Here is a 25662-nt window from a genome sequence, read left to right on the forward strand (position 1 = left end):
AGCGAAGCCGCAGGCAGTACAGCCGTACGACAAGGCTAGGCGCCCCCGGCTAGGCGCCCCCGACGAAGCAACGACGTATCAAGGGCTGTGTTAGCGGCTCTAAGTGGCATTACACCGATGAACTACAGCCTCCGTCTTGATTGGAGTCAACAGAGCTTGCTGCCAGGACCGGAGGAATGACCGCCACCTTGGGTAAGCGTTCGACACAACCTTCGCATGCCGAAAGCGTCAATCCAGCGAGGGCCGCATAAAAAGGGGTGGATGCGCGTTGCCCCACACGGGCTGCGAAATGGGGCAACCAAGTGAGCAGATGCGATTTCAGGAATCGAGCCGCTTCTTTGAGCTCTTTGCGCTCCAGCAGCGTCGCAGTGAACTCTAGCTCCGTGACTAAATGATCATCAGCGCGCTGACGCCAGTCAAAGGCCTGCAATCCGTGTCGACGATAAAAAGCGCGTACTGCAAATGTAGGCTCTTGCAACATCAGATGATCCTCGTCACGCCAGACCGACTCATGAGGTGATGCGCGCAAGGCGTGGGTGAGATAGATTGCTGCAAAATCGGAAGCCAATTCGTCTTCGCCCAATGCAGTGGACTCCGAAATCGAGTATCCGGAGCGAGGGACGATCAGTGCACTCAATGCCTGATTCATGGCAAGGATCCATGGATCTGGCTGTTTGACCAACGTAAGCGCGGAGGGAAAGCCATTGGTGTGCAGATCGATTAGTACATGAGGCGAGCGTTCGCTGGCGTGAATCCACGCCAGCACTCGCAGATCTTCAGCCGCCAAAAGAAACCATGGATCGCCAGACTCCGTTGGGGCCTGTAAAAATTCGCTCATGAGGATTTATTTGGTGCCGGCGTCTCGGGGGGCTGGGGTTTAGAGTTCACGCGGCCTTTCGGGTGAGCAATGAACACGATGGACGGATTGGTCAAATCTGGGCTGGCCATATTCTGAACCTGTCGTACTGGCGTGTCTTTGCCGCTCACCATCGCTTTGGTTTCCCACGTTCCCGCTCGGAGTTCGTCAATGGGGCCAATGTCCAACACCCGCATCATGCATGCAGAAACACAATAGGGCTTGCGCCCGGCTTCCAATTCGTCGATGCACATATTGCACTTTTTGATGGTGTTGTCTGTTGGGTCGTATTGAGGGGCACCAAAAGGGCAAGCGGCTTCACATCGGCGACATCCAATGCAAAGCGAGGAGTCGATATCGACCACACCGTTGTCAGCCCGTTTCCAGATGGCACCGGTGGGGCATGTCGGCAAACAGGCTGGTTCCGCACAGTGATTGCATGACATATTCACCTTGTAGGCGAACACGTCGGGGAAACTTCCTCCCTCGATGTACATGACGCGGCGAAAACGTGGACCAGGGGGCAAGCCATTTTTGTCCTTGCATGCAATTTCACAAGCCCTGCAACCAATGCAGTCCATGTTGTTGTGAATGAAGCCCCATTGCTGGACAGGCTTTACCGGTTCGTAAGTCGTGGCATCACGGCGATCTTGTGCGTACTTCACTCGCGACTTGGCATCGATACCCAGTTTGTTGATGACTTTTTTCTCGGCCATTGCTTCGCCTCCTACATATCACGACGAAACACCGACGAACGGGCTACTGCGAGTTCATCCCAGCCTGGTCGGTGCGTGAGATCAGATTTCTTCAACTGAACCATGGCGTTGTTGTAGGCAAAGGCGCCTGCTGGGCTGGGGTTGTCCAATGTGAGGAAGTCTGGGTTGCCGGCGCGGTCAACGCCATTTTTGTCTGGGTCCATCCAGGCACCCTCAAATAGAACCAGGACGCCAGGCAAGAGACGTTCGGTGACATAGGCGGGAACAACGCACTTGCCGCGGTCATTCCACACCTCCACCGTGTCGCCGGTTTTGATGCCCAGTTTCTGCGCATCGCTGGCGTTGATGGTCACCTCTTGCTCATAGGTTTCCCTTAACCAAGGAATATTGTTAAAAATGGAGTGGGTGCGCCATCGAGGATGCGGGCTGATCAGATGGAACGGATACTGTTTTGCTATCGGGTGGTTCAGCGATTCAAAAGGCTCAACCCACTTGGGTATGTAGGGGATTTCATAACCAAACTGGGTTCGGGTCCAGTCCTTGATGCCAGCCAGATAGGTTGAGAAGATCTCGATCTTTCCAGATGCCGTCTCAAATGGCTTTCCTTTGGTGATCTGCTCACGGAAGGCGACGTGGGGCTCTTTCAGGATGAATTTGTAGGTGCCATGCTTTTTGAACTCGTCCCAGGACATGGTCACATGCTGGTGGTGTTGGACGCTGCCTTCCCACCAGGACTGGAGATAGGCCTCGTCCACTGCATCAGGGTCTTCAAAATAGCTTCGATCGGCCTTCGGGTTGTAGCGCTTGCCAAGATCTTTCAGGCTGGGATCGAGCGCTTCGAGGCGATAGCAGAGTTCCGTAAATACCTGAAAGTCGGTTTTGCTTTCTCCAAGCGGTTCAATGACTTTGGGGCGATGAATATAGTAGTGCCCCTTGTACCAGGGCAGTGCAACGTCATGGCGTTCAAAATGCGTTGCAATGGGTAGCAGGTAATCAGCCCATATGCCCGAGGGCGTAATGGTGGAATCCATGCATACCACCAGCTCCAGCTTTTCGATGGCCTTGATTTCCTTGTTGATGTTGGTGAGCTGATTGAACCAATCGCTGCCTTGCCAGAAAATGCTCTTGATGTTGGGAATCTGTCCATCGAGATGGTCCTCACGTGGCCACAGTCCAATCTCTTCTCTTTTGACATTTGGGTAGTTGAGTACGCAATGCGCCCAGCGGTCGGACTTGATGGAAGCCCACCACAGGTTGGCATTTTCATCGTAAGGGTAGGCCACGCTCTCGCTATGCCAGGCCTTTCCCACACCCTCTGCGCAGCCACCCAGGACGCCAATGTTGCCGGTCATGGCCTGAAGTGCTGCAGCCATGCGGTTGTACTGCTCCCCATAGCTGGCGCGGCCAGGTGCCCAAGAAGCCTTCAAGGCTGCAGGCTTGGTCTTGGCATACATGTCAGCCAGCTTGCGAATGTCTTCTGCTTTGACGCCACAGATCTGCTCTGCCCATTCTGGGGTTTTAGGCGTGTTGTCGTACTTTCCAAGAATGTAGTCCTTAAAATTCTCCTTTCCCGCGTATTCCTTGGGTAGCGTGCCCGCATCCATTCCCAATACGAAACGGTCGATGAATTTTTGATCGTGCAGGTTGTTGGAAAAAATATGATGCGCCATTGCTGCCATCATGGCTGCGTCTGTATTGGGCTTGATGGGAATCCACCAAGCGTCATAGACTGCAGCGGAGTCGGTGTACTGCGGATCAATCAACACAAATTTGCAGCCGCGCTGTTTGGCCATCCGCATGTAGTAGAAGGTGTTACCTCCATGGAAGGTGTACGCTGGATTCCAGCCCCACATGATGATCAGTTTGCTATGCGCAAAGGTATCGTCCTCATTGCCATCCTGGATGGTGCCAAATGTCATGCGGCTGGAGAATGTGGTTGCCTGGTATGAAGGCACGGACCATGAGTTGGTGCGGCAGCCAAACATACCTAGAAAACGCGCCAGAAGACCTTCGATCTGATCGCTTTTGTGCAAGACGCCATAGCTGGCTCCGGCGTAGGCCTGATCGAGAATCGCGGTGGGCCCGTAGTCCTTCTTCAACTGAACCATCTTTGCAGCGATTTCGCTCAGCGCTTGGTCCCAACTGATGCGCTTGAATTTATGTTCCCCACGCGCGCCCACCCGCTTCATGGGATAGAGCAGCCGTTCAGGGGAGTACAGACGCGCTCGATAACTACGGCCGCGTAAGCAAGCACGCAATTGGGGTTCGGCTTCGGTATCTTTACCATAGCTCCCGCCTGCTTGGTACTGGCCATTGTCCGTGGAGAGGCGGACAATGACGTCTCCTTTTTTATGGGCTACCAGTACGTGACGTGATCCACAGTTGTGTGCGCACGAAGTAACGACAGTTGTGAGCTGGTCGTCGCCAAGGTAGGGTTCGTAGGCAAAAGCGCTTGCCTCTTCGGGCTTGATCGTGATACCAACGCCTATTAAAGTGGCTGCACCCGTGGTTGCACCAACAATTTTCAGAAAGTCACGGCGCTTATATCCGCCTGCAGGGTCAATGCTGTCGCTCACGCTGGGAAACCGTACTGCAGAAGCCGGAGTCTGAGATTGTGCATCAGACCATTCATTTTTCATTTTTCTCTCCTTGACCCATGGCGTTGGTGATAAATCGCACCTCTGATTCCGTGGGGCGCTCTTTGGCCCAATCAGGTACCTCCGTTCCCATTCCGGGCCATGCATGCCGAGGGTATGGATAGTGCGTGCGATACCACGAGCGGCCGCCATGGCAGCCAAAGCAAACATTGCCGCCGTCAGGTTTGGCGGCCATTTCTTCTATGGCCTTTGCATTCAGATAACTGACCTGATGCCGATTGGTTCGAATATTGGCATGGCATAACAGGCAGTTATTTTGAAAAATGTGCTTTGATTGTTCCCATGGGCCGGGCAGCCCCATTACAGGCCAGTTCAGCTTGCCATGGCATTTGAGGCAGGTGGTTTCTGGATTCACCATTTTTCGCAATGTCAAATTGCTTTGGGTGGTTGCCGAACTGCCCGATGCTTCTTCTCGCGGATCATTACCTTGGTGGCAAGTTGTGCACCGGAGATTCATCACCTGCTTGGCGAGCGCAGTGGTGAGATGTCGGCGATGGAAGGTATCTTGGTCGCCTTGGTAGGTTGGTGTTTGCTGGTACCAGGCTGTTGCCGTGGCCGACTCCACTCCTGCGGAAGATCTTTTTTTGACCGAAGGTTTGAGCACCTCTGCATGGCATGCCAAGCACTGCTGGTCGCTGGCTTTGTCAATGGCCGGCTTGAAGTGGATGGGGTCGTACTTTGCCGCTTGGTAGCTCGCAGGAGCTGCCGATGAAGACGCAACGGATGACTCTGGTGTGCTGCCTTTGGCGATAGGGGGCGCAGTGGAAGAGTTTTCCTTGCAACCAGTGATTGCAAGGACTATTGTGAAGCTGGCTAAAACAATTTGCCACCGCCTAGGCCACAAGGCACTCATAGGTGTACTCCTGGGAAACAAAATTGCGATTTCCCGCCAATATTGATATGGGACTGGTTTGTGAGATTGATCGCTCCTCAAGCGACCAATCTCAATGCTTGGCAGGGCGCTACTTGTTATTGCCGGACATGCCGCTCATGCCGCTCATGCCTTGCTGCCCTTGAGGTGTGTGCTTTTTGGCCTTGTTGCCAGACATGCCACTCATGCCTTGTTGGCCGGACATGCCACTCATACCGGACATCCCCGACATGCCACTCATGCCTTGTTGACCGGACATGCCACTCATACCGGACATCCCTGACATGCCACTCATGCCTTGTTGACCGGACATACCGCTCATACCGGACATCCCCGACATGCCTTGTTGACCGGACATGCCACTCATGCCAGACATCCCCGACATGCCGCTCATGCCGGTCTGCTGGGCCGTCACCGGCAAGACAGTGGCCAATGCAGCGGCCATAACCGAAAGACCGAGGATTTTGCGAACAACTTTCATAGCTTTTCCTTACGTACTTAGAAGGGACCTCACAACTTTTGGGGCACACCGCCCCCTGCCTGTCGGCAGGACCGCTGCCACCCTGAAGGGGTGTCGACGATTCCGATACAGCGCCTCCATTTCTCGTTTCTGGAGGGCGGTAAAAACGTGGTATTGAATGCGAGAGGGCGCTCAGCGCGCGGATGCTGAGCCGGGACTGCCTGCGGTTGTGTTGCTATGCCACCCCCGTAGGTCATACGGCCCCCTCATGCCAGGGCCCCGAAGTGGAACCCACCAACTGCCTGTTGTGGCGATGGATTCCACATTTCCGGGTATTGGACGTTCTATGCCTCGCAGAACTTGATCTTGTTTCTCTGAGGCCAAGGTGGCTTGTACCAATTGCGGTGCGCCGTCCGGCCTGCGATCTGGCTGCAGCCCGGACACAGGGCCTGTCGTTTGCGCCCATGCGCCACCGGACAATGCCAGGATGCATAGCGCGAAAGACTGTCGATTCATCATGGTGTTCATTTCATGTCATTGCTTGTGCTCGTATGGCTTAAAGCAAAATGCTTGCCAGACGGTCATGAATTACTAACTCATTGAATCGAAATATATTTTTTTGTGCTTGAGAGTGATGTATGACGAATTGACAAATCATGAAAAGGTGATTTGACAGGTTGTCATGTCATCTTGGCAGACGGGCGAGAATGTTGGGGATAGGCCATTTCGCAAAAGGCGGTGCACGCCTGGTCGGGTTGTCTACCAGTTTTTTCCTGATGGTTCGACGTGATGCCATGCCTTGAAAACGAGAAAACCGCCATGAGAGGCGGTTTTGGGTCAGAGGTATCGGCTGAAAACCTCACTTCTTTTCCTGTTGCGCCATCAAGCGCCTGTATTTGTCGAAGGTCTTGCGGATGTCAGTCGCCACGGCGGGGACGTATCGACTTTGCTTCTCTCCTCGTTGGGCGACGAGAGGGCGCGATGGCATGGTGAGCATGGGGAAGGTCGGTGCTTGCTGCATATCGGACTCCTTTCATGGTGTCCTCTATGCTCTGCGAAAGCGCGGCTGTCTTCTGTAGGGCGTGTCTGAGTAATGTTAAAAAGCATTAGCTATGCGGCACAACCCTTATGGAAATACGCGCCAGATGTGGGCCCCCGTGGTGGATCGTCGGGGGCGCTGGAGGTAGTCAGGGTGAAAGAAAAAGATGTAGAAAAAGTGGCGCCGACCCTGAAAAAACCGTCAAATCGAATATTTCAATTACGCTAGCACAAAAGTGACAGTTTTGCCAATCCTTGGCATCCCTGTTGCAGGATTCGCCTGTAACGATATGCTCCCCGGATCGCCCGTGATCGTTGTTGTCGAAACAATGTAAGGCGACCAATATTTTGACTACAAAGGATCTGAGATATGAAGGTACCGTTTCGCCTGAACACCTTGGCGGTTGCGTTTGGTCTGGCTGGTTCCCTGTTGGCTGGCGCTGCCCAGGCAGAGAACATCAAGATTGGTGTGGTGATTCCTGCCACCGGTCCTCTGACCCAGTACGGCGACATGGTCAAGGAAGGGGTGGACACCGCTCTTGAGCAGATCAATGCCGCTGGCGGCGTCAATGGCAACAAGCTCGAAGCCGTGGTGGTGGACGATGCCTGCGAGCCCAAGCAAGGCCCTGTGGCCGCCAACCGCGTAGTCAATGCCAAGATTCACTATGTGGTGGGCCCTGTGTGCTCGGGTGCTGCCATTGCAGCTGCGCCGATCTACAACAACGAAGGTGTGGTGGTGGTGACGCCATCGGCCACGTCGCCAGCGTTGACCGAAGGCAAGAACTTCACCTCGGTCTTCCGCACCATTGGCCGCGATGACCAGCAAGGTCCTTTCGCTGCCAAATTCATCGCGCAAACCATCAAGCCCAAGAAGGTTGCTGTGCTGCACGACAAGCAGTCGTACGGCCAGGGCATTGCAACCGCTGTGCGTGACACCCTCAAGGCCGATGGCGTGAATGTCGCGCTGTTCGAAGGCATCAACGCCGGTGACAGCGACTACTCCGCCGTCATCACCAAGCTCAAGAGCGCCGGTGTGGATTTTGTCTACTACGGTGGCTACCACCCAGAAATGGGCCTGCTGTTGCGCCAGGCCGCCGAGCAAGGCCTGAAGGTCCGCATCATGGGCCCAGAAGGCGTGGGCAACCCTGAGATCAACGCCATTGCAGGCCCCGCCGTTGAGGGCATGCTGGTGACGCTGCCTGCAGACTTCGCGTCCAACCCGAAGAATGCAGCTCTGGTCAAGGCATTCAAGGACAAGAAGCGCGATCCTTCCGGCTCGTTCCAGATGGGTTCGTACACCGCCGTCAAGGTGATCGCAGATTCGATCAAGGCGGTGGGCAACGACGCTGGCAAGGTGGCCAAGCACTTGCACACTGCAACCTTTGAAACCCCCCTGGGCAACCTGGCATGGGATGCCAAGGGTGACCTGAAGGCCTATGACTTCCAGGTGTTCAACTGGCACAAGGACGGCAGCAAGACCCCTGCTACGAAGTAATCCGGGTTGGTGAGATGAAGGGCATGGTTCTAAAACATAGAACCATGCCTTCTTGTTTTGGCCGTCACAGCGGCCAGGGAATTGAGGCGGTAAGGTATGAGTGATTTTTTGCCCCAATTCATACAACAGTTGTTCAATGGCCTGTCACTGGGTGCGATCTACGCGCTGGTGGCCATTGGATACACGATGGTGTATGGAATTATCGGAATGATCAATTTCGCCCATGGCGAAATCTACATGATTGGTGCCTACATAGGTCTGGTGACTTTGTCGGCAATTGGTACGCAAAGCGGCATTCCGGTGTTTGTCGTGATCGGGGCCATGCTCCTGGTATCGGTGGTATTGACGGGTGTGTACGGCTATGTGGTCGAGCAGGTGGCGTACAAGCCGCTGCGCAGCAGCCCGCGTCTGGTGGCGCTGATCTCGGCCATCGGCATGTCGATCTTTTTGCAGAACTGGGTGGCCCTTGGCCAGGGCGCGCGCGACATGGCTGTGCCTTCGCTGCTACCCGGTGCATTCAACTTCCACATGGGTGATGGTTTTGAGGTGTTTGTGCCGTATACGCGCATCCTGATCATCGTCGTGGCCGTGGTGCTGATGATTGCGCTCACGCTCTACATCCGGCATTCGCGCATGGGCCGTGCTTCGCGGGCCTGCGCGCAGGACATGCAGATGGCCAATCTGCTGGGCATCGACACCAACAAGGTGGTGTCCTTCACCTTCATCCTGGGCGCCGTGCTGGCGGCAGTGGGTGGTGTGCTGATTGCACTGGCGATCGGCAAGCTCAATCCCTACATTGGCTTTGTGGCAGGCATCAAGGCCTTCACGGCTGCCGTGCTGGGCGGCATTGGCAGCATTCCCGGCGCGATGCTGGGCGGCGTGCTCCTGGGCGTGGCGGAGACTTTCGCCGCTGCCTACATTTCGTCGGAATACAAGGACATCGTGGCTTTTGGCCTTCTGGTGCTGATCCTGCTGTTCCGTCCCACAGGTCTTCTCGGCAAGCCCGAAGTGGAGAAGGTCTGATGAAAGCGAATTTCAAGAATGCACTGATTTCCGCCGTACTGGCTGCGCTGGTGGTGCTGCCCATCTTCGGCCTGCACCTGGAGCGCAAAGGCACGCGCAATTACATCGAGCCGCACTGGAACCTGGTGATCTGGGGCTTTGTGATCGTGCTGGTGCTGCAGCTCATCAAGCCGTTTCTGGCCAAGCAGATGGCGCATATCAAGGCGCCAAGCCTGCCTGCCATGAAGCACGGCACCCGCACTACCTTGATGTGGCTGGTGATCGTGGCGGCCATCGTCTGGCCTTTCTTCAGTGGCCGCAACGCGGTCGATATAGCCACCCTGGCGCTCATCTATGTGATGCTGGGTCTGGGCCTGAACATCGTGGTGGGCTTCGCGGGTCTGTTGGATCTGGGCTTTGTCGGCTTCTACGCCGTGGGCGCCTATACCTATGCCTTGCTGTTCCATTGGGCGGGGTGGTCGTTCTGGGAGGCGCTGCCGTTCTCGGGGGCCGCTGCCGCGCTGTTCGGCTTTGTGCTCGGCTTTCCCGTATTGCGGCTGCGCGGCGATTACCTTGCCATCGTGACCTTGGGCTTTGGCGAAATCATCCGGCTGCTGCTGGTCAACCTGGTGGGTTTTACTGGCGGGCCTGATGGCATCTCCAACATTCCCAAGCCAACGCTGCTGGGCTTTGAGCTGACGCGCACGGCCTCCAAGGAGGGCGCGCAGACCTTGCAGCAGTTCCTGGGCTTCGAGTTCAACACCATGCACATGGTGATCTTCCTGTATCTGCTGGCGCTGATTCTGGCCCTGGTCACTCTGTGGATCAGCAACCGCCTCATCCGCATGCCGATTGGCCGTGCCTGGGAGGCATTGCGCGAGGACGAGGTGGCCTGCAAATCGCTGGGCATGAACCCCACGAAGATCAAGCTGTCGGCCTTTACGCTGGGCGCCATGTTTGCGGGCTTCGGCGGTGCGTTTTTTGCCGCACGCCAGGGCATCGTCAGCCCCGAATCGTTCAGCTTCATCGAGTCTGCGCTGATCCTGGCGATTGTGGTGCTGGGCGGCATGGGCTCGCAACTGGGCGTGATCGTGGCGGCAATCCTGATCACGGTACTGCCCGAGTTTGCGCGCGAGTTCTCCGAGTACCGCATGCTGATCTTCGGCTTGGTGATGATTCTGATGATGGTGTGGCGTCCGCAGGGCCTGTTCCCGATGAAGCGCCACCACGAAGAGTTGAAGTGACCGTAAACACGGATAACGCAAACAGGGAGAAGTGTTTATGAGTCAAACCATGTTGAAAGTGGACGGTCTGTGCATGCGCTTTGGCGGCCTGCTGGCCGTCGACCATGTGGCGCTGGACGTCAAGCAGCAAGAGATATTCGCCATCATCGGCCCCAACGGCGCTGGCAAGACCACGGTGTTCAACTGCATCAGCGGTTTCTACAAACCTACCGAAGGGTCCATCACGCTCAATGGGCAGTCCATCGCGGGCCTGCCCAGCCACGCGGTGGCCAACCATGGCGTGGTGCGCACCTTTCAGAACGTGCGCCTGTTCAAGGGCATGACGGTGATGGAGAACCTGCTGGTGGCACAGCACCAGCAGGTCAAGCGCAACCTGCTCTCGGGCCTGTTCAAGACCAAGGCCTACCGCGCGGCGGAAGAGGGAGCCAAGGCCAATGCCGCGCACTGGCTGGACGTGATGGGCCTGCGGGCCTTCGCCAACCGGGAGGCGGGCAATCTGGCCTATGGCCACCAGCGCCGGCTGGAGATTGCGCGCTGCATGATCACCAACCCCAAGCTCCTGATGCTGGACGAGCCCGCAGCGGGCCTGAACCCGCAGGAGAAGGTGGAGTTGCAGCACCTGATTGACCAGCTGCGCAAGGAGTATGGCGTCACCGTGCTGCTGATCGAGCATGACATGAGTCTGGTGATGGGGGTGTCCGAGCGCATCCTGGTGATGGAATATGGCAAGCCGATTGCACTGGGTGTGCCGGAGGCGATCCGCAATGACGAACGCGTGATCAAGGCGTACCTGGGAGAGTCGTGATGCAGCCGATGTTGGAAATCAAGAATATCAGCACGCATTACGGTGCGATCTGTGCAGTCAACGATGTGAGCCTGCATGTCAACCAGGGCGAGATCGTTTCGCTGATCGGCAGCAACGGCGCGGGCAAGACCACCTTGCTGATGACCGTGTGCGGCAACCCGCGCGCGACGAGCGGCTCCATCAAGTTCGAGGGCGAGGAGCTGGTGGGCCAGTCATCGCACCTGATCATGCGCAAGGGCATTGCCGTCTCGCCGGAAGGCCGCCGGGTCTTCAAGGACCTGACCGTGGTGGAGAACCTGCAGATGGGCGCCTTCTTTCTAAGCAAGGATGAGATTGCACAGGGCATCGACTATGTGTATGGCCTGTTCCCGCGCCTCAAGGAGCGGGCCGAGCAGCGCGCCGGCACCATGTCGGGCGGGGAGCAGCAGATGCTGGCCATTGGCCGGGCGCTGATGAGCAAGCCGCGCCTGCTGCTGCTGGACGAGCCCACGCTCGGCCTGGCGCCGCTCATCATTGCGCAGATTTTCGAGATCATCAAGGCCGTGCGCGAGCAGGGGGTGACAGTGTTCCTGGTGGAGCAGAACGCCAACCAGGCACTGCAGATCGCCGACCGGGGCTATGTGCTGGAGACTGGCAGGGTCACGCTGGAAGACAGTGGTGCCAATCTGCTGCGCAACCAGGATATCCGCAAGGCCTACCTGGGCGGTTGATCTCAGAAGGGCGTTATGTATGCCAAAAGCCGCTGTAGTGCCAGGCACTGCGGCGGCTTTTTCACGGGCTGGTTGGGTCCGCTGGTGTGCTCACCGGTGCAAACAGCTCCAACTGGCGCTCGTTGGCAGGCATAAGGGGCAACTCCCAGCTTTGCAGCACCTCGTAGCGCCAGCCATCGCCTGTGCCCTGTCGTACCACCAGCGAAATCTGCTGGATCAGCCAGTCAATGGGCTGAATGCGTAATGTATCCAAGGGGGCAGGCGCTCGGTAGCTGATGGTGACATGGGGCGTATGCCCCGTGTCCGGTGGCAGGTCTGGTTGCACCTCGGCCTGCAAGCATCGGAGCAAATCATCAAATTCGCTGGGCCGGCCCTGGCATAGGAAGGACCAGTGCATGCGCTCTCCAGCCGGCCTGCGGTCGCCGCGAATGCGGTTCAGACGCAACCGGAAAGCCCGCATCGGCGCGGCCAGCGCTGCATCGCATGCGCGCGCCAGTGTCCGCTCTGTGGCAAGGCAGGCGGGGTAGGGGCCGCACAGCGTCTGGTGCCAGTTGCGCTCGGGGAATATGCGCGCACCCAGAAACTCGCGCAAACCTCGCTGGTCGATGGCGTTGCTCATACGGCTGAGCACCGGGTCAGAGGGTTGGCACATGACCATCATGCGTGAGGTGTCCATGGTTTTCCTCCTATAGCGCTCGCTGCAGTGTATGCCGGGGCAGGTGCTGCCGTGTAAGAACGTGTTTACGATCTCTACGCGGCGCGAGGAGATCGTAAACACGTTCCAAGCGGTCATTACGGCGCTGTTGTGGCTTCGGAGCCCGTCTAAATTAAAATGGCGCATTACCAATCATTCGCCGATGCATGCTGCCGGGACCGGCTTTCAGGCATGCAATGGCTTTGCGTCCGGGTAGAAGATCTGCGCCCGGGCTGCCTGACACCATGACCGAATCCCCAAAACACAGCCCCTGGCGCATGAGTGTGGCGCCGATGATGGACTGGACTGACCGCCATTGCCGCTACCTGCACCGCCTGCTCACGCGCCACACCTTGCTCTATACCGAGATGGTGACGACCGGCGCCCTGATCCATGGCGATGTGGCCCGGCACCTGCGCTTCAACGATGAAGAGCACCCTGTTGCCCTGCAACTGGGGGGGAGCGAGCCCGCCGATCTGGCCCAATGTGCCAGGCTGGCGCAGGAATGGGGCTATGACGAGGTCAACCTCAACTGCGGCTGCCCCAGCGAACGCGTGCAGCGCGGCGCGTTCGGTGCCTGCCTGATGAACGAGAAGGACCTGGTCGCCGATTGTGTGAAGGCGATGCGCGATGTGGTGGATATACCGGTCACCGTCAAGCACCGCATTGGTATCGACAAGGTGGAGAGCTACGATTTTGTGCGCGACTTTATTGGCACCGTGGCCGACGCGGGCTGCGAGGTGTTCATTGTCCACGCGCGCAACGCCTGGCTCAAGGGGCTGTCTCCCAAGGAAAACCGTGAGATTCCCCCGCTGCGCTATGACGTGGTGGCGCAGCTCAAGCGCGACTTCCCCAAGCTCACCATTGCCATCAACGGCGGCATTGCCGATGACGAAACCGCTGCTGCGCAACTGGCCCAGGTGGATGGCGTGATGGTGGGCCGTGAGGCGTACCACAACCCCTGGTGGCTTGCCCGCTGGGACGCGCTGTACTACGGCGATGTAGCCAGCGACGCCACGCGCGAATCGGTGGAAGAAGAAATGGTGCGCTACATGGAGCGCGAAGCCGCTGCCCATGGCACGCACTGGTACAGCATCGCCCGCCACATGCTGGGCCTGCGCCAGGGCATGCCGGGCGCACGACGCTGGCGCCAGGTGTGGAGCGACCATCGCCTCAAAACCTCGCCTCCGCACGAAGTGATGCAACTGGCGCGCACCAAGCCTGGCCGTTCGGTGGAAGCAATCGAATTGGCTGGTGCGTAACTGATTGCTATATATTTTATAGCTATCAGCGAACGTCAGTGGTGTATTGGAGTTGTTTTTTCTCAAAAATAGAACTGCGAGCGGGCCGCAGCCGGGCTGTATCCGGCCTTGCCGTCCCGGAAGATTGGATGGCTCCATGAGGCGCACCCGTAAAGGCCCGTGCGGATGAGAGCGGTTGAGCGCAGATGGGCACGCATTCAGGGCCACAGCATCCTCCTTGAAGCCTTTGCAATCGAAAATCGGCTGTTTGCGCAGAATCGCTCATGGCTGTCGTGAGCCGAACACGATCAAAATTGCTGCGAACTTGATAGCTGTCGCTGCGCGTGCACAGTTGCGCGATCCGATGCGGTCCATGGATGGGCAATTGCTATACTTCCTATAGTAGCAATCGCCTGTCGGCGCGCAGCAACGGTGCGCCTCGCCCAGGAATGCTGCCGATAAGAATCCAGAAATCCGCCCATTTGGCTCCGGCCCGGGGGTGAAGAGAGGGGATGCAGGGATGGGGGAAAAACAAGCGCGTCTGGCCTATGGCTTGCTGATCGGGGCAGGCTGGGCGGGTGCACACCGCTTTTATCTGCAGCGCTATGCAAGCGCCACGGCGCAACTCCTGCTGACGGTGCTGATGGTGGTGCTGTGGATCTGGGGTGGTCGCTGGGCGTCCTACGCTCCCTATCTGCTGGGCCCCATGCTTCTGTGGCTGGGCCATGATGGCTTCTGGCTGCATGACTACTTCAGGGTGGAAGAGGAGATGGATACCCAGCTGGCCGGGTTTGTGGATTCCGGTCGCGCGCCGCTTGGGCGAGCCGCACCCCTGGCAGCCGCCGTGAAGGAGGCCGCACCTTCCCGTGACGAGGTTGACGCACACAAGAAAACCCGTGCCATCCAACTGACCAAGAAGCAGATTGCCCAGACGCTGCAGGACAACCATCCCAAGGGTGCGCATACAGCGGCAGAGCGCCTGGTCCAGTACCTGCAGCAGCGCAGCCGCCGCCCGCAGCACGATCCGCACCTTGCCGAAGCCTATCTGCTGCATGGCATGGTGCTCTACCAGACCCAGTACCTGGAGGGAGCGCGCAAGAAACTGCAGATGGGCGTGCACCTGGCAGCTCCGTTTGCGCACCTGTCGGTGCAAGCCCAGCAGGCCCAGGGCTGGCTCGACCGCTTGCGCACCCCGCCGCTGCAAAGCCAGCCGGGTGCCCCAGCCATGCAGGTGCAGCCCGGTCAGTATGAAGCGCTGATGCGCTCAGGCGACTGGCAGCAGGCCGCCACACTGTGTGCGCAGATCATTGCGCTGCGCCAGTCTGCCAAGGCAGTGGATGCGCCCGATCTGGCTGCACACCTGCTCAACGCCATGGAAATTGCGCACAACCTGGGCCAGACCGCGCAAGTGCAGGCCCACGGTGAGCAGTTGCTGCAACTGGCTGGTCAGCTCGGTGGCAAGTCCTCTGCCCATGGCCCTGTGCCGGAGCCGCTGCAACGCCAGGCGATGGAAAAGCTGGGTGATCTGGCCTTTGCCCAGGGCGATACGGCCGAGGCCACGCGTTACTACCGCCAGGCGCTGGCGCTGGTCACGCGGAGCGCAGGCAGCGGCCCCCAGGTCTGTGGTCTGCTGCAGCGGCTGGCGCTCAATTTCGAGCGCGCAGGCGATGTCTCCGGCGCGTCGGAATGCTGGGCCAGTGCCCACGAGCACATCATCGCGATGGGAGATGTGATGGAAGACAGCGAGGCCGTCTCCGATGTGCTGACCCGCTATGCCGCGTTCTCGGTGCGCCACCAGCCTGCCAGGGTCAAGGCACTGATCGAGCAATCGCTGCGCATTCAGCACCGCACCTACCGTGGCTATTCGCTGGCAGCGGCGCGCGCCTATGAGGTTTTTGCCGGTTTCATGGCCGAGGTGGGGCAACCGGCGGCGCGCCTTGCGCACCTGCAAACAGCCTTGCTGCTCTACCAGGTGTGTGATCCTGACAATGTTTCCCAAATTGCCGCCATGAAAAAATCCATTGCTGCGGCCCAACAGGTGGTGCAGGCCGGGGCTGGCGAGGTGCCCGCATGACGGATGAAGGCCTGCTGTATGCCGTGAGCCGCTACGACCTGCGCGGCTTCCTGATCGAGCCCGCCAGCATCGATCCCTACCTTCAGCGCAGCGCGATCCAGGCCGGCCCCAATGCCCTGATGCAGATGGGCCCGCTGTGGCAGCAGCTGATGGAGATATTGCCCGAGCTGGCAGACGGCGTGCCCGTGGAAGGCACCCCCGCATTGCATTGCTGGGTGTGGCCGGCCGACAGGGTGGAAGATGGCGTGCAGCGCCTGCAGGTGCTGGATGCGGGCGTGTTTTCGCAGCGCGTGCAGGCGCTTGTGGCGCGCGGTGCTGCAGGCAACCAGCTGGAAACGCTGCGCCAGTTGGTGCGCCTGCAGGCCGAGCTGCGTGCGTTTCTGCAGGCAGCTGCCGAGCGGCGCGATGCAGTGCTGCTTTACGTGGTGTAGCGCTGCGGCATCAAGGCCATCAAGTCGGCTGCAGCCTTCTCTGGATTGTCCGCATTGACGATGGCGCGCACCACCGCGATGGAGCCAACGCCGCTCTCCAGCACCTGTGCAAACTGCGCAGCGCCAATGCCGCCAATCGCCACCTGCGGGTAGCCGCGCGTCAGGGCGGCATAACGCATCAGGCGCGCCAGGCCTTGCGGCACGGTGGCCATTTTCTTCAAGGTGGTGGGAAACACCGCCCCCATGGCGATATAGCTGGGCTGCGCCTGGCTGGCGCGCACCATCTCGGCGTAGCCGTGGGTGCTGACGCCCAGGCGCACACCGCTGGCGCGCAGGGCGGCCAGATCGGCGCTGCTGAGCGCATCGAGGTCTTCCTGACCCAGGTGAACACCGTAGCTGCCCGCTGCGATCGCCTGGCGCCAGTGGTCGTTGATGAAGAGCAGGGCGGGCGTGCCCTTGACGGCTTCCACTGCAGCCTTGACTTCGCGCTCCACCGCTGCGGCATCTTCCGATTTGAAACGCAGCTGCACGGTGGGCACGCCGGCATGCGCCATGCGGCCCACCCATTGGGCACTGGGCAGCACGGCGTACAGGCCCAGTTGCTCGGGGCAGGCAGCAAAGGCTTCTGATTCTGTACGCAACTGCAGGCCAAAATCTGCAGCGGCTGTGGGCCAGGCGTGGGCGTCGAACGCACCGAGCCGCTGGCTTTGCGTGGACCATGCCTTGGCGATGCAATCTGCATCGATGGCAATGAAGCCCAGCTGGCTGCAGGCAGCAACCGCACCTGCATATACGGTGTCCTGCTGCTGCGCGCGCGTCAGTGGTGGTGCGGGTTGCGGTGGAAATTCCGCAAAATCTGCTTGATGAACATCAAGAATGGCTTGGGCGATGGGGCTGGCGGTCATGGTGATGGGGGTGTTTCTCGCTGATTTGGCAGGCGCTCTCAGCTATCCATTCAGGCGTTGTGCCAGAAAGGCGTGCCCAGCACCGGCGTGCTGGGTTGGGCCGTGTCCTGCGCCTGCATGGCGCCTGCCCGGAAGGCGGCGTGGCCCGCTGCCGTGGCGTCGGCAAAGGCACCAGCCATGGCGACAGGGTCTTGCGACAGCGCCACCGCGGTGTTGAGCAGCACGCCGTCAAAGCCCCATTCCATCACCTGGCAGGCATGGCTGGGCAGGCCCAGGCCTGCATCGCAGATCAGCGGTACGTCGAGGCGCTCGCGCAAGGCCTGCATCGCGTACGGATTGACGGGGCCACGGCCCGTGCCGATGGGCGCTGCCCAGGGCATGACGGCCTGGCAGCCAACGTCGACAAGGCGCTGGCACAGCACCAGGTCTTCGGTGCAGTAGGGCAGCACCTGAAAGCCGTCCTTGATCAGGATGGAGGCCGCTTCAACGAGGTTGAGCGTATCGGGCTGCAAGGTGTAGTCGTCACCGATCAGCTCCAGCTTGATCCACGGCGTCTCGAACACCTCGCGCGCCATCTGCGCGGTGGTGATCGCCTCCTGCACCCGCATGCAGCCTGCGGTGTTGGGCAGCACAGGCACCTGAAGGCGCTTGAGCAGGGCCCAGAAGTCGCTGCCGGTCTCTGCCGCATTGCTGCCTTGGCGGCGCAGCGATGCAGTCACCATGGCAGGCCTGGCACGGGCGACTGCGGCCTCCAGCACCGCGGGCGATGGGTAGCGCGAGGTGCCCAGCAGCAGCCGGCTTTGAAAGCGCTGGCCATACAGAACCAGAGCGTCGTCAGAGGAGGAAATGGCAGTCATGGCTAGAAGTTGGTAGAAAAATGGCTATCAGCGCTCAACTGGAAAGCGCAGGTAGCTATCAAAAATAGAGCGAATCTGCAGGAAGGCGCTGGCACGCGGAACCCTGGGCGTGTTCTCACAGCGCACATCGGTGGCGGCTTGCGGGCGTCGTTCATGCGGTTGTCAGCCGCCGGTGACCGGCGAGATCACCTCGACCTTGTCATTGGCCTGGAGCACCCGGCTCTCGTAGAGCGCCTTGGGCACGAACTCGGTGTTTACCGCCACCGCAAAGGGTGGTTGCGGCTGCAATTGGGCCAGTGCCTGGGCCACGGTGGCATGGACGGGCAGCTCGGTGGCCTGGTTGTTCAAAAGGATTTGCATCGTCATCTCGGTTGAGGTGCCCATCATAGAGGGTGAAAACAGGTTTTCAGAGCAGGCTGACGGCCAGGCCGAACTGCGCCGCCAGCGGCGAACTGCCGGTTTCCACCACCTGTACGGCACAGTCGAGTACCGCAGGAGAGATCATGAAGCCGTGGCGGTACAGGCCATTGACTTCCAGTACACGCGGCCGGGTCTGCCGTATGGCGGGCAGGTTGTCGGGCAGGGCGGGGCGGCACTGCACGCCGATCTCCAGAATGCGCGCCTCGGCAAAACCGCTGTGCACGGTGTAGGCCGCCGAAAGCAGTTCCATTGCCGAGCGGACGCTTGCGGGCGACATATCGTCCGATTCGATCTCGGTGGCGCCGATCACGAACAGATGGTTCTGCTTGGGGGCGATGTAGATCGGGTAGCGCGGGTGCATCAGGCGCGTGGGGCGGCTCAGGCTCACCTCGGGGGCATGCACACGCACCACTTCGCCGCGCACGCCGCGCAGGGTGCTCCACTGCGGTTTGGCGCCAAGGCCTCGGGTGTCGATCAGCCAATCAGGCTGGCCGGCCTCGCCCGGGGCAAAGTCGCTCACCTCGTGGGGCGTATGCCAGTGCAGGCGCACGCCGCCCGCCTGCAACGCGGGCACCAGGGCAGCCAGCAACTGGCGGTTGTCCAGCTGGCCTTCGCCGGGCAGGTAATAGCCTTGTTGAAAATGCGAGGCCAGTGCCGGTTCGAGCACTTGCAGGGCGGAGCGATCCAGCGTCTGCAAGGGGGGCAGATCCGCAATGGCTGCCTGGGTGCGCTCCAGAATGCCGCGAAAGCGCTGGGCCTCGGCCGCATCCTGCCGGTGCCAGACCACCATGGTGCCGGCTTGCTGAATGAAGACCGGGTCGGCCAACCGGGCGAGCAGTTGCGGCCAGCGCGCAAGACCATACTGGCCCATGCGCACCACGCCGTGCTCGGTAACTGCCGACTCGGCCAGCGGGGCGAGCATGGCGGCGGCCACATGTGCGGCTGCATGCTCGGCCTGCGGGCCGCCACGGTCATACAGATCGATGGAATAGCCCTTGCCCGAGAGCACAAGCGCCAGCAGGCGCCCGAGCAGGCCACCGCCAAGGATGGCAAGGCGGGCAGGAGCGGGAATCAGTGCGTGAGAAGTCATGTTTGCCTATGGGCGCCCGGGCCGGAGAAAGCGCCCAGCGCGCAACAGACAAAACAGCGGATGCAGCCGTGTCGAAAACTCCCCACGCCAGCATGGTCTGGATCGGGTGAAAGGGTCTGATCTCAGCCGCACTGCACATGCGAGGATGCATGCACAGGGACACCCCTGTTTCGTCTCAGGGCATATTAGAGCACAGCGCCTGGTGTGGTGGCCTGCGCAGCATCAAGCCGCACCTGCAATCGTGGATAATTTCTGCGCGCCGGGCCTGTGTTGCCCGGCCTTTGTTTTGGATACCTGCCATGACCCGTTCGAATCTCACCGCTTCCGCCACCTTGCCGCGCTACGCCCGGGTGCTGTCGATTGCCGGCTCCGACAGCGGTGGTGGCGCAGGCATCCAGGCCGATCTGAAAACCATGAGCGCCTTGGGCTGCTACGGCATGACGGCGATCACGGCGTTGACGGCGCAAAACACCCAGGGCGTGCGCGGCATCCACGGAGTGCCACCCCAATTCCTGCAGGACCAGCTCGATGCCGTGCTGCAGGACATCGGCACCGACGCCGTCAAGATCGGCATGCTGCATGCGCCGGAGGTGGTTCAGGTGGTTGCGAGCGCCATTGACCGGTATGCGCTGCGCAATGTGGTGCTGGACCCGGTGATGGTGGCCACCAGTGGCGACCGCCTGATTGCCGAGGCGACGGTGGGTGAACTGGTGGAGCAGCTATTTCCCCGTGCTGCGGTGATCACCCCCAACCTGGATGAGGCAGGCTTGCTGCTGGGCCGCACCATCCAGGGGGCGGACGAGCTGGAGCGGGCCGCTCAGGATCTGCTGGCCATGGGCACCAAGGCGGTACTGGTCAAAGGAGGGCACCTTCCCGGCGAGGAAGTGGTGGACCTGCTGGCCATGGCCGATGGCACGCGCCTGCGCCTGGCTTCACCCCGCATCCACACCCACAACGGCCACGGCACGGGCTGCACCCTGTCATCCGCCATTGCCTGCCAGCTGGCTTTGGGCCATGCGCTGCCGGATGCCGTACAGCGTGGCCGCCAGTACATCCTGGGCGCCATTGCCGCCGGCGCCGATGTGCATACCGGCCAGGGCCACGGCCCGCTCAACCATGGCTGGCAGCCACAGGCGCAAGTGGTCGTTCGAAGCTAGGTGTGAAGATGTGATCGTCGAATTGACCTTTAATTCAGGCTTTTAGATCGTTTAAATTAAAAATTTATCGTCTAATCAGCTATAAATTTGATTATTTTTTGTCGAATTGAAGGCTTTGTAGGTCTGGCAGCCCCTGGTTTGATAAATTAAGTTACTTATTAAGATTTTTGGATAATGCATTGATATAGAAGAATAAGTTGGGAAATTTCTCTGCATTTCAGTAACTGATTGTTGATCAATCTATTTAATTAAACAATGGTAAAAATATAAATTGTAAACATTTTGTAAATATCAATTTACGTGCAAGTCACTGTCAACCTGCGTCGGACGCGGCCCGTTGTAGTTTCATCTTTAGGAGATTTTTGACATGACCCCCACCACTGTTTTCAGCATCTGGCCAGAAGACGAACGTGATCGCAAGCGCGCACCGGCATCGCTGTAAACCCATCATTCCTGTTGCAGCCCAAGGGCTGTAACCTCGGCAAACGGCTCCTCCAGGGAGCCGTTGCTCACGTCAGGGCTCCATCCCTTTGCACTGGAACCTGGAAACCCCATGACCACCCTGTGGCCTGGCACTGCAAGCATTGCAGTCGGGCGCAGGGTGTTTGTTTTGGGCTGTAAAAAAGCCTGCCAGGGGGGCAGGCTGGGGAAAGCGGTGGTGTCGGGCGCTCAGGCGTGGGGTGCAGCAGCTTCCGCCGAGAGTTGAAGCAGGCGCTCCAGAGCCCGGTCATGGATGCCTTGCTGCAGCAGCGCCGTGAAGGTGGACTGGGCATAGTCGAGGGTAGTGCCGTAGATGCCGCATGATTGGGCAAAGATGCGGCGGTAGTCATCCTCGCACAGGGTGCCCGTGCAACGCGGGCTGCTTTTTGACAGGGTAAAAGCCAGCGCCTTCACATTGCCGTTCTCGGTCTGGCAATCGAGCCACTTGGGGTCGTAGGCATCGGCAGCCATTTCACGCTGCCACAGGCGCGGCATCATTTCCGGAACATGGTGGCGCGCGATACGAAAGGCCATGCCCCGGCAGCTGCCCCCCGAGAACATGCCGAACACGAGGCCAGGGCACTCGGGCGTGCCACGGTTGATGTGGCTCCACATCTTGAGCGCGCGATGCCAGCCGTACACGCGGGCGTGGCGGCATTCCAGAAATTCGAATTCCGGACGCCAGATCAGCGAGCCATAGGCAAATACCCATAGATCCTGCTCACCCCCCCATTCCTCCATCGTTCTTTCGAACATATGTTTGGAGCAACAGTTGCGGGAGCGGACAGCCGGTTTCGTCATGATGGTATCAACCAACAAAGCAGATGTGGAGCAATAGTTATAGCGCCAAGCACACACAGTTGCTAGCGTTGCGCCAGTAAAGCGGTAGGCTTTGGTGGCGAAAGCAACAGCTGCGCGGGACAGATGCGCATTTCGCTACAACGCGGCAGCATGACGGCGCGATGACGGAATTGTCGAACAATCAACGATTCTTTCTAGAATGCATGGTTGATACGCGAAGGGTATTTATCTGCGACCCAAAGCCGCCGTGGCTTTTTTGCATGGATAGATGCTATGATGTTCATAGCTTATGAGGCCACGGGCGCTGTGCAAAGAATTGTTTTTGCCATGAAGCCAAAGGCCAGGGTGCCCTGTCATGGCGTCGGCAGACTGGTGCATCACGGTTTGCAGCCTGTAGGCCAGTTTTGACTGGATGTAGCGTTCGAGGAAAAATGGTCTTCGTATGAATATTGTGATCTTGGACGATTATCAGGATGCAGTGCGCAAGCTGCAGTGCGCGTCGCGCCTGGATGACTATTCAGCCAAGGTCTACACCAATACTGTCAAGGGCCTGGGCCAGTTGTCGGTGCGGCTGCGTGATGCCGACATCATCGTGTTGATCCGTGAGCGCACCCACATCAACCGCCTGCTGCTGGAAAAGCTCCCCCGACTCAAGATGATTGCGCAGACCGGCCGGGTCGGTTCGCACATTGACCTGACGGCCTGCACCGAGCGCGGTGTGGCTGTGGCTGAAGGTGTGGGCTCTCCTGTTGCCCCTGCAGAATTGACCTGGGCGCTCATCATGTCGGCTGCGCGCAGGCTGCCGCAGTACATAGCCAACCTCAAGCATGGTGCCTGGCAGCAGTCGGGCTTCAAGGCGGCCAACATGCCGCCCAATTTTGGCCTGGGCACGGTGTTGCGCGGCCGCACCCTGGGTATCTGGGGCTACGGCAAGATCGGCCAGATGGTGGCTGGTTATGGCAAGGCCTTCGGCATGGAGGTGCTGGTCTGGGGCAGTGACAATTCGCGTGCGCGCGCCCTGTCGGACGGGCACAAGGTCGCCCCCAGCAAACACGCTTTTTTTGCTGCCAGCGATGTGCTCTCGGTCCACCTGCGACTCAACGACCAGACACGCGGCTGCATCAGCTTTGACGACCTGTCGATGATGAAGCCGACCGCCACCTTCGTGAACACCTCACGGGCCGAACTGGTGCAGCCCGATGCCTTGATCGCCGGGCTCAACCGGGGCCGCCCGGGTATTGCAGCCGTGGATGTGTTCGAGAGCGAGCCCACCTTGCAGGGCCACGCCCTGCTGCGGCTGGAGAACTGCATCTGCACGCCGCACATCGGCTATGTGGAGCTGGACAGCTACGAGATGTACTTTGGCGCTGCGTTCGACAACGTGATCAACTACATCAAGGGTCGGCCAACGAATATCGTCAACCCGGGCGCGCTGCAGGTGCGGCGCTGAAAGGCGCTACCGCTGCTGTATTGCCGCCGCGCATTGCGGCCACTATCGACCATCCCAGCGCCTGAATCTTCATAGCGCAGCCAATACTTGGCAGACCATGGGGCGTATTGACCCAGGGCAAGCAACTCACTCAAGCTGCAGCTTTTTGCGAGCAATCAGCTCGTTGTACATCTTGCGGTCGGCGGCAATGCGCTGCGAAAGCCGAACGGGGGAGGGGTCGTCCAGGGTCCAGGCCTGGCGCAACAGCTGCTCCTTGATTTCCGCACTGCCCAGCACCTTGACCAGCGCGTCGCTCAGCGTGCCTTGCACCGCCGCGTGCATGCCTGCGGGGGCCATCAGCGCGTTCCACACCTCGATGTTCACATCCTTGGCGCCGATCTCGCGCATCGAAGGCGTGTCTGGCATCAGGCTGGTGCGCTGGGCCGATGTCACAGCCAACGCCGTGAGCTTGCCGTTCTGCACCAGGGGCAGGACGGACGAGATGGGCAGCAGCGCGCAATCGAGCTGGCCGCCAAGCAGGGCGGTCACCACGCCCGGCGCACCGGTAAAGGGCACATGCAGCGCTTCAAAGTGCAAGGCATCCTTGAGCAGTTCCATGCCCAGGTGGCCACCCGACCCCAGGCCGGTGGAGCCATAGCTGGCGGCCTTGCCTTTCTTGTGCAGGCTGGCCAGCGCCTTGTCGGCGGAGGCGCCTGCCGCAGCGGGTGCCACCCAGGCCAGCGGTGATACGCCAACCAGTGCCAGCGGTGCAAAATCCTTGGCCGGGTTGTAAGGCAGCCTGGAATACAGCGCTTGTGATGACGTCAGCGGGCCGTTGCCGATGATGCCGAAGGTATGGTCATCGGTGGCGCGGGCCACCTGGTCTGCCCCGATATTGCCGCTGGCGCCGGGCTTGTTGTCGACCACCACCGGCTGGCCCAGGATCTGCGCAAGCGGCTGGGCGATCATGCGCGCCTGCATGTCGGGCGAGGAGCCGGCCGGGTAGCCCACCACAAAGCGCAGCGGTTTGTTGGGCCAGGCAGTATCGGCAGCATGTGCGCGGGTCAGGGACAGGGGCAGTGCACAGGCGCTGGCCAGGCTGGCAAGTCCTTGGAGCAGGTGGCGGCGGGTAGGGGTCATGGGGCAGCAGGGCGGTTGACGGCAAGGCCGTGTGATCGCAACGGATGCGACGAATGCAAAGGCGGCCATCCTAACGCAGCGCGCTGCATGCCGGTGCAAGGAAGCTGTCACCTGCGGTGGCGCCTGACAGGGGGCAAACGCTCCCGGTGTGGGCCGCCGCACACCAGGGCGCTGCGGATGCCTGCGGTGCCGGTATGATTCAGTCTCTGTCACCGGCTGGCGCATCCTCTGTGTGCGTTGGCAAAAAAACGCGACTTACGCAAACCGGGCGCAGGCGAATGCGCTGGCCCGCTGGAGGTGCACCTGCTGCATTTCTGTTTGGGTAGGTTCTGAAGCTGATCCATGAGCCGACTTCGCACCCAAAACCCCGACCCCGCTCCTGCCACGCCGGATGCCAACCTGTCCGCAGAACCGCCCGCGACCGCTTCGCCGCCGCCAGCACCATGGCAGGCGCCTTCGCCTGCCTCAGATTCTTCAGTGCCCCCAACACAACCACCCGCGTGGCCGCCCGCATACCCGCCTGCAGCCCCGCCGGGCGCGTCGCGCAAGTCTTCACCGAGTGGCGGCCCGCCAGCGCCCACGCGTCGCACCACCTGGCTGCTGCTGGGCGGCTGGGCGGCGGTGACGCTGGTGATCTATCTGGCCACCGATGCGTACCGCAAACCCGCCGAAGGCAAGGTGCTGGCCCACGGCGTGCTGGAGATTCCGCGCGACCGGGACGGGCACTTCCGCGTGGGTGGCGCCGTCAATGGCGTGCCGGTGCAGTTCATGGTCGACACCGGGGCGAGCATCATCAGCATCACCGACAAGGTGGCCGAGCGCGCCCAGTTGCCCGAAGGCGTGCCCATGCAGTTCCAGACGGCCAATGGTGTGCGCGAAGGCACCATGCGCAGGGCGGAGCGCATTGAGGTTGGCCCGCTCGCCGTCAACAACCTGCGGGTTGGCACTGGCTACACCGGTGAGAGCGACAAGGATGCGCTGCTGGGCCAGAACTTTCTGCGCTACTTCGATGTCAGCATGGCCGGCAACACCATGGTGCTGCGGGCGCGGGAAACCGATTGATCAGCGATGGACTGGTCAAAATGCATT

At 59.9% G+C, this 25662-nt stretch carries 24 protein-coding genes and 1 riboswitch; of the genes, 11 read left to right on the forward strand and 13 right to left on the reverse strand.

What is annotated here, in order from left to right; all coding sequences use genetic code 11:
* Positions 1-109: 109 nt before the first annotated feature.
* From ACH2DG_RS05130 to ACH2DG_RS05155, 6 genes are all read right to left on the reverse strand, one after another.
* Complete coding sequence (locus ACH2DG_RS05130) at positions 110-838, reverse strand: molecular chaperone (RefSeq protein WP_395024614.1); 729 nt, start codon at positions 836-838, stop codon at positions 110-112.
* Entirely contained in the window at positions 835-1572 is a 738-nt protein-coding gene (locus ACH2DG_RS05135; RefSeq protein ID WP_395024615.1) for a 4Fe-4S dicluster domain-containing protein, read from the reverse strand. Before ACH2DG_RS05135 ends, ACH2DG_RS05130 begins: the two co-directional genes overlap by 4 nt.
* Positions 1573-1583: 11 nt before the next feature.
* Positions 1584-4211: a molybdopterin-dependent oxidoreductase gene (locus tag ACH2DG_RS05140; protein ID WP_395024616.1), complete on the reverse strand. Its 2628-nt coding sequence runs from the start codon at positions 4209-4211 to the stop codon at positions 1584-1586.
* A complete protein-coding gene (locus ACH2DG_RS05145) occupies positions 4201-5082 on the reverse strand; it encodes a hypothetical protein (protein WP_395024617.1) in 882 nt (293 codons plus the stop codon). The genes ACH2DG_RS05140 and ACH2DG_RS05145 overlap by 11 nt, the downstream gene beginning before the upstream one ends.
* Before the next feature lie 109 nt (positions 5083-5191).
* A complete protein-coding gene (locus ACH2DG_RS05150; protein ID WP_395024618.1) occupies positions 5192-5581 on the reverse strand; it encodes a hypothetical protein in 390 nt (129 codons plus the stop codon).
* Positions 5582-6419: 838 nt separating this feature from the next.
* Positions 6420-6581 carry a hypothetical protein gene (locus tag ACH2DG_RS05155; protein ID WP_224149061.1) on the reverse strand — a complete coding sequence of 54 codons (162 nt, stop codon included), beginning with the start codon at positions 6579-6581 and terminating at the stop codon, positions 6420-6422.
* A gap of 387 nt (positions 6582-6968) precedes the next feature.
* Here ACH2DG_RS05155 and ACH2DG_RS05160 point away from each other — a divergent pair, with 387 nt between their 5' ends.
* The 5 genes from ACH2DG_RS05160 (at position 6969) to ACH2DG_RS05180 (ending at position 11854) form a co-directional block, all read left to right on the forward strand.
* On the forward strand, positions 6969-8093 hold the full coding sequence (locus tag ACH2DG_RS05160; protein WP_184710904.1) for a branched-chain amino acid ABC transporter substrate-binding protein: 1125 nt from the start codon (positions 6969-6971) through the stop codon (positions 8091-8093).
* Between the two features lie 96 nt (positions 8094-8189).
* The gene (gene livH / locus ACH2DG_RS05165) at positions 8190-9116 is read left to right on the forward strand and encodes a high-affinity branched-chain amino acid ABC transporter permease LivH (protein ID WP_224149060.1); all 927 of its coding nucleotides are present in this window, start codon (positions 8190-8192) and stop codon (positions 9114-9116) included.
* Positions 9116-10339, forward strand: a complete 1224-nt coding sequence (locus tag ACH2DG_RS05170; protein ID WP_395024619.1) for a high-affinity branched-chain amino acid ABC transporter permease LivM — start codon at positions 9116-9118, stop codon at positions 10337-10339. The genes livH and ACH2DG_RS05170 overlap by 1 nt, the downstream gene beginning before the upstream one ends.
* A gap of 37 nt (positions 10340-10376) precedes the next feature.
* Positions 10377-11144 (forward strand): high-affinity branched-chain amino acid ABC transporter ATP-binding protein LivG, encoded by a 768-nt coding sequence (gene livG, locus ACH2DG_RS05175; protein ID WP_395024620.1) that lies wholly within the window; start codon positions 10377-10379, stop codon positions 11142-11144.
* A gap of 8 nt (positions 11145-11152) precedes the next feature.
* Positions 11153-11854, forward strand: a complete 702-nt coding sequence (locus tag ACH2DG_RS05180; protein ID WP_395024717.1) for an ABC transporter ATP-binding protein — start codon at positions 11153-11155, stop codon at positions 11852-11854.
* A gap of 61 nt (positions 11855-11915) precedes the next feature.
* Here ACH2DG_RS05180 and ACH2DG_RS05185 read toward each other — a convergent pair whose 3' ends face one another.
* A complete protein-coding gene (locus ACH2DG_RS05185) occupies positions 11916-12530 on the reverse strand; it encodes a 2'-5' RNA ligase family protein (RefSeq protein WP_395024621.1) in 615 nt (204 codons plus the stop codon).
* 263 nt (positions 12531-12793) lie between these two features.
* Between ACH2DG_RS05185 and dusA the strand changes: the two genes are divergently transcribed.
* The 3 genes from dusA (at position 12794) to ACH2DG_RS05200 (ending at position 16294) form a co-directional block, all read left to right on the forward strand.
* Positions 12794-13810 (forward strand): tRNA dihydrouridine(20/20a) synthase DusA, encoded by a 1017-nt coding sequence (dusA, locus tag ACH2DG_RS05190; RefSeq protein ID WP_395024622.1) that lies wholly within the window; start codon positions 12794-12796, stop codon positions 13808-13810.
* 499 nt (positions 13811-14309) lie between these two features.
* Positions 14310-15863 (forward strand): NINE protein, encoded by a 1554-nt coding sequence (locus ACH2DG_RS05195; protein WP_395024623.1) that lies wholly within the window; start codon positions 14310-14312, stop codon positions 15861-15863.
* On the forward strand, positions 15860-16294 hold the full coding sequence (locus tag ACH2DG_RS05200) for a hypothetical protein (protein ID WP_395024624.1): 435 nt from the start codon (positions 15860-15862) through the stop codon (positions 16292-16294). Before ACH2DG_RS05195 ends, ACH2DG_RS05200 begins: the two co-directional genes overlap by 4 nt.
* Here ACH2DG_RS05200 and ACH2DG_RS05205 read toward each other — a convergent pair.
* The 4 genes from ACH2DG_RS05205 to ACH2DG_RS05220 form a co-directional block, all read right to left on the reverse strand.
* Positions 16282-17199, reverse strand: a complete 918-nt coding sequence (locus tag ACH2DG_RS05205) for a thiamine phosphate synthase (RefSeq protein ID WP_395024625.1) — start codon at positions 17197-17199, stop codon at positions 16282-16284. The two genes, ACH2DG_RS05200 and ACH2DG_RS05205, sit on opposite strands and share 13 nt — an antisense overlap.
* 50 nt (positions 17200-17249) lie before the next feature.
* The gene (locus ACH2DG_RS05210; protein ID WP_395024626.1) at positions 17250-18056 is read right to left on the reverse strand and encodes a thiazole synthase; all 807 of its coding nucleotides are present in this window, start codon (positions 18054-18056) and stop codon (positions 17250-17252) included.
* 162 nt (positions 18057-18218) lie between these two features.
* Positions 18219-18416, reverse strand: a complete 198-nt coding sequence (thiS, locus tag ACH2DG_RS05215; RefSeq protein ID WP_395024627.1) for a sulfur carrier protein ThiS — start codon at positions 18414-18416, stop codon at positions 18219-18221.
* 46 nt (positions 18417-18462) lie between these two features.
* Positions 18463-19566 (reverse strand): FAD-dependent oxidoreductase, encoded by a 1104-nt coding sequence (locus tag ACH2DG_RS05220; protein WP_395024628.1) that lies wholly within the window; start codon positions 19564-19566, stop codon positions 18463-18465.
* 62 nt (positions 19567-19628) lie between these two features.
* A riboswitch (TPP riboswitch) is annotated at positions 19629-19743 on the reverse strand.
* Positions 19744-19865: 122 nt separating this feature from the next.
* Here ACH2DG_RS05220 and thiD point away from each other — a divergent pair.
* A complete protein-coding gene (gene thiD / locus ACH2DG_RS05225) occupies positions 19866-20723 on the forward strand; it encodes a bifunctional hydroxymethylpyrimidine kinase/phosphomethylpyrimidine kinase (RefSeq protein WP_395024629.1) in 858 nt (285 codons plus the stop codon).
* A gap of 669 nt (positions 20724-21392) precedes the next feature.
* Here thiD and ACH2DG_RS05230 read toward each other — a convergent pair.
* Positions 21393-21959 (reverse strand): gamma-glutamylcyclotransferase, encoded by a 567-nt coding sequence (locus ACH2DG_RS05230; protein ID WP_395024630.1) that lies wholly within the window; start codon positions 21957-21959, stop codon positions 21393-21395.
* A 487-nt stretch (positions 21960-22446) separates the two neighbouring features.
* On the opposite strand from ACH2DG_RS05230, the gene ACH2DG_RS05235 reads away from it, so the two are divergent.
* Complete coding sequence (locus ACH2DG_RS05235) at positions 22447-23454, forward strand: D-2-hydroxyacid dehydrogenase family protein (protein ID WP_395024631.1); 1008 nt, start codon at positions 22447-22449, stop codon at positions 23452-23454.
* A gap of 126 nt (positions 23455-23580) precedes the next feature.
* On the opposite strand, the gene ACH2DG_RS05240 is transcribed toward ACH2DG_RS05235, so the two are convergent.
* Entirely contained in the window at positions 23581-24573 is a 993-nt protein-coding gene (locus ACH2DG_RS05240; protein ID WP_395024632.1) for a Bug family tripartite tricarboxylate transporter substrate binding protein, read from the reverse strand.
* Positions 24574-24915: 342 nt separating this feature from the next.
* On the opposite strand from ACH2DG_RS05240, the gene ACH2DG_RS05245 reads away from it, so the two are divergent.
* Positions 24916-25635 carry a TIGR02281 family clan AA aspartic protease gene (locus tag ACH2DG_RS05245; protein ID WP_395024633.1) on the forward strand — a complete coding sequence of 240 codons (720 nt, stop codon included), beginning with the start codon at positions 24916-24918 and terminating at the stop codon, positions 25633-25635.
* Positions 25636-25662: the final 27 nt, after the last annotated feature.

The organism is Comamonas odontotermitis, assembly GCF_040396735.1.
GTDB lineage: Bacteria > Pseudomonadota > Gammaproteobacteria > Burkholderiales > Burkholderiaceae_C > Comamonas > Comamonas odontotermitis_C.

Excerpts from the sequence above, each read along its gene's own strand:
- ACH2DG_RS05185 (WP_395024621.1), bottom strand. The coding sequence starts at position 12,530 with ATGGACACCTCACGCATGATGGTCATGTGCCAACCCTCTGACCCGGTG.
- thiD (WP_395024629.1), top strand. The coding sequence starts at position 19,866 with ATGACCCGTTCGAATCTCACCGCTTCCGCCACCTTGCCGCGCTACGCC.
- dusA (WP_395024622.1), top strand. The coding sequence starts at position 12,794 with ATGACCGAATCCCCAAAACACAGCCCCTGGCGCATGAGTGTGGCGCCG.
- thiS (WP_395024627.1), bottom strand. The coding sequence starts at position 18,416 with ATGCAAATCCTTTTGAACAACCAGGCCACCGAGCTGCCCGTCCATGCC.
- ACH2DG_RS05210 (WP_395024626.1), bottom strand. The coding sequence starts at position 18,056 with ATGACTGCCATTTCCTCCTCTGACGACGCTCTGGTTCTGTATGGCCAG.
- ACH2DG_RS05245 (WP_395024633.1), top strand. The coding sequence starts at position 24,916 with ATGAGCCGACTTCGCACCCAAAACCCCGACCCCGCTCCTGCCACGCCG.
- livH (WP_224149060.1), top strand. The coding sequence starts at position 8,190 with ATGAGTGATTTTTTGCCCCAATTCATACAACAGTTGTTCAATGGCCTG.
- ACH2DG_RS05195 (WP_395024623.1), top strand. The coding sequence starts at position 14,310 with ATGGGGGAAAAACAAGCGCGTCTGGCCTATGGCTTGCTGATCGGGGCA.
- ACH2DG_RS05220 (WP_395024628.1), bottom strand. The coding sequence starts at position 19,566 with ATGACTTCTCACGCACTGATTCCCGCTCCTGCCCGCCTTGCCATCCTT.
- ACH2DG_RS05170 (WP_395024619.1), top strand. The coding sequence starts at position 9,116 with ATGAAAGCGAATTTCAAGAATGCACTGATTTCCGCCGTACTGGCTGCG.
- ACH2DG_RS05140 (WP_395024616.1), bottom strand. The coding sequence starts at position 4,211 with ATGAAAAATGAATGGTCTGATGCACAATCTCAGACTCCGGCTTCTGCA.
- ACH2DG_RS05130 (WP_395024614.1), bottom strand. The coding sequence starts at position 838 with ATGAGCGAATTTTTACAGGCCCCAACGGAGTCTGGCGATCCATGGTTT.
- livG (WP_395024620.1), top strand. The coding sequence starts at position 10,377 with ATGAGTCAAACCATGTTGAAAGTGGACGGTCTGTGCATGCGCTTTGGC.
- ACH2DG_RS05150 (WP_395024618.1), bottom strand. The coding sequence starts at position 5,581 with ATGAAAGTTGTTCGCAAAATCCTCGGTCTTTCGGTTATGGCCGCTGCA.
- ACH2DG_RS05200 (WP_395024624.1), top strand. The coding sequence starts at position 15,860 with ATGACGGATGAAGGCCTGCTGTATGCCGTGAGCCGCTACGACCTGCGC.
- ACH2DG_RS05205 (WP_395024625.1), bottom strand. The coding sequence starts at position 17,199 with ATGACCGCCAGCCCCATCGCCCAAGCCATTCTTGATGTTCATCAAGCA.
- ACH2DG_RS05135 (WP_395024615.1), bottom strand. The coding sequence starts at position 1,572 with ATGGCCGAGAAAAAAGTCATCAACAAACTGGGTATCGATGCCAAGTCG.
- ACH2DG_RS05145 (WP_395024617.1), bottom strand. The coding sequence starts at position 5,082 with ATGAGTGCCTTGTGGCCTAGGCGGTGGCAAATTGTTTTAGCCAGCTTC.
- ACH2DG_RS05235 (WP_395024631.1), top strand. The coding sequence starts at position 22,447 with ATGAATATTGTGATCTTGGACGATTATCAGGATGCAGTGCGCAAGCTG.
- ACH2DG_RS05160 (WP_184710904.1), top strand. The coding sequence starts at position 6,969 with ATGAAGGTACCGTTTCGCCTGAACACCTTGGCGGTTGCGTTTGGTCTG.
- ACH2DG_RS05180 (WP_395024717.1), top strand. The coding sequence starts at position 11,153 with ATGTTGGAAATCAAGAATATCAGCACGCATTACGGTGCGATCTGTGCA.
- ACH2DG_RS05230 (WP_395024630.1), bottom strand. The coding sequence starts at position 21,959 with ATGTTCGAAAGAACGATGGAGGAATGGGGGGGTGAGCAGGATCTATGG.
- ACH2DG_RS05240 (WP_395024632.1), bottom strand. The coding sequence starts at position 24,573 with ATGACCCCTACCCGCCGCCACCTGCTCCAAGGACTTGCCAGCCTGGCC.
- ACH2DG_RS05155 (WP_224149061.1), bottom strand. The coding sequence starts at position 6,581 with ATGCAGCAAGCACCGACCTTCCCCATGCTCACCATGCCATCGCGCCCT.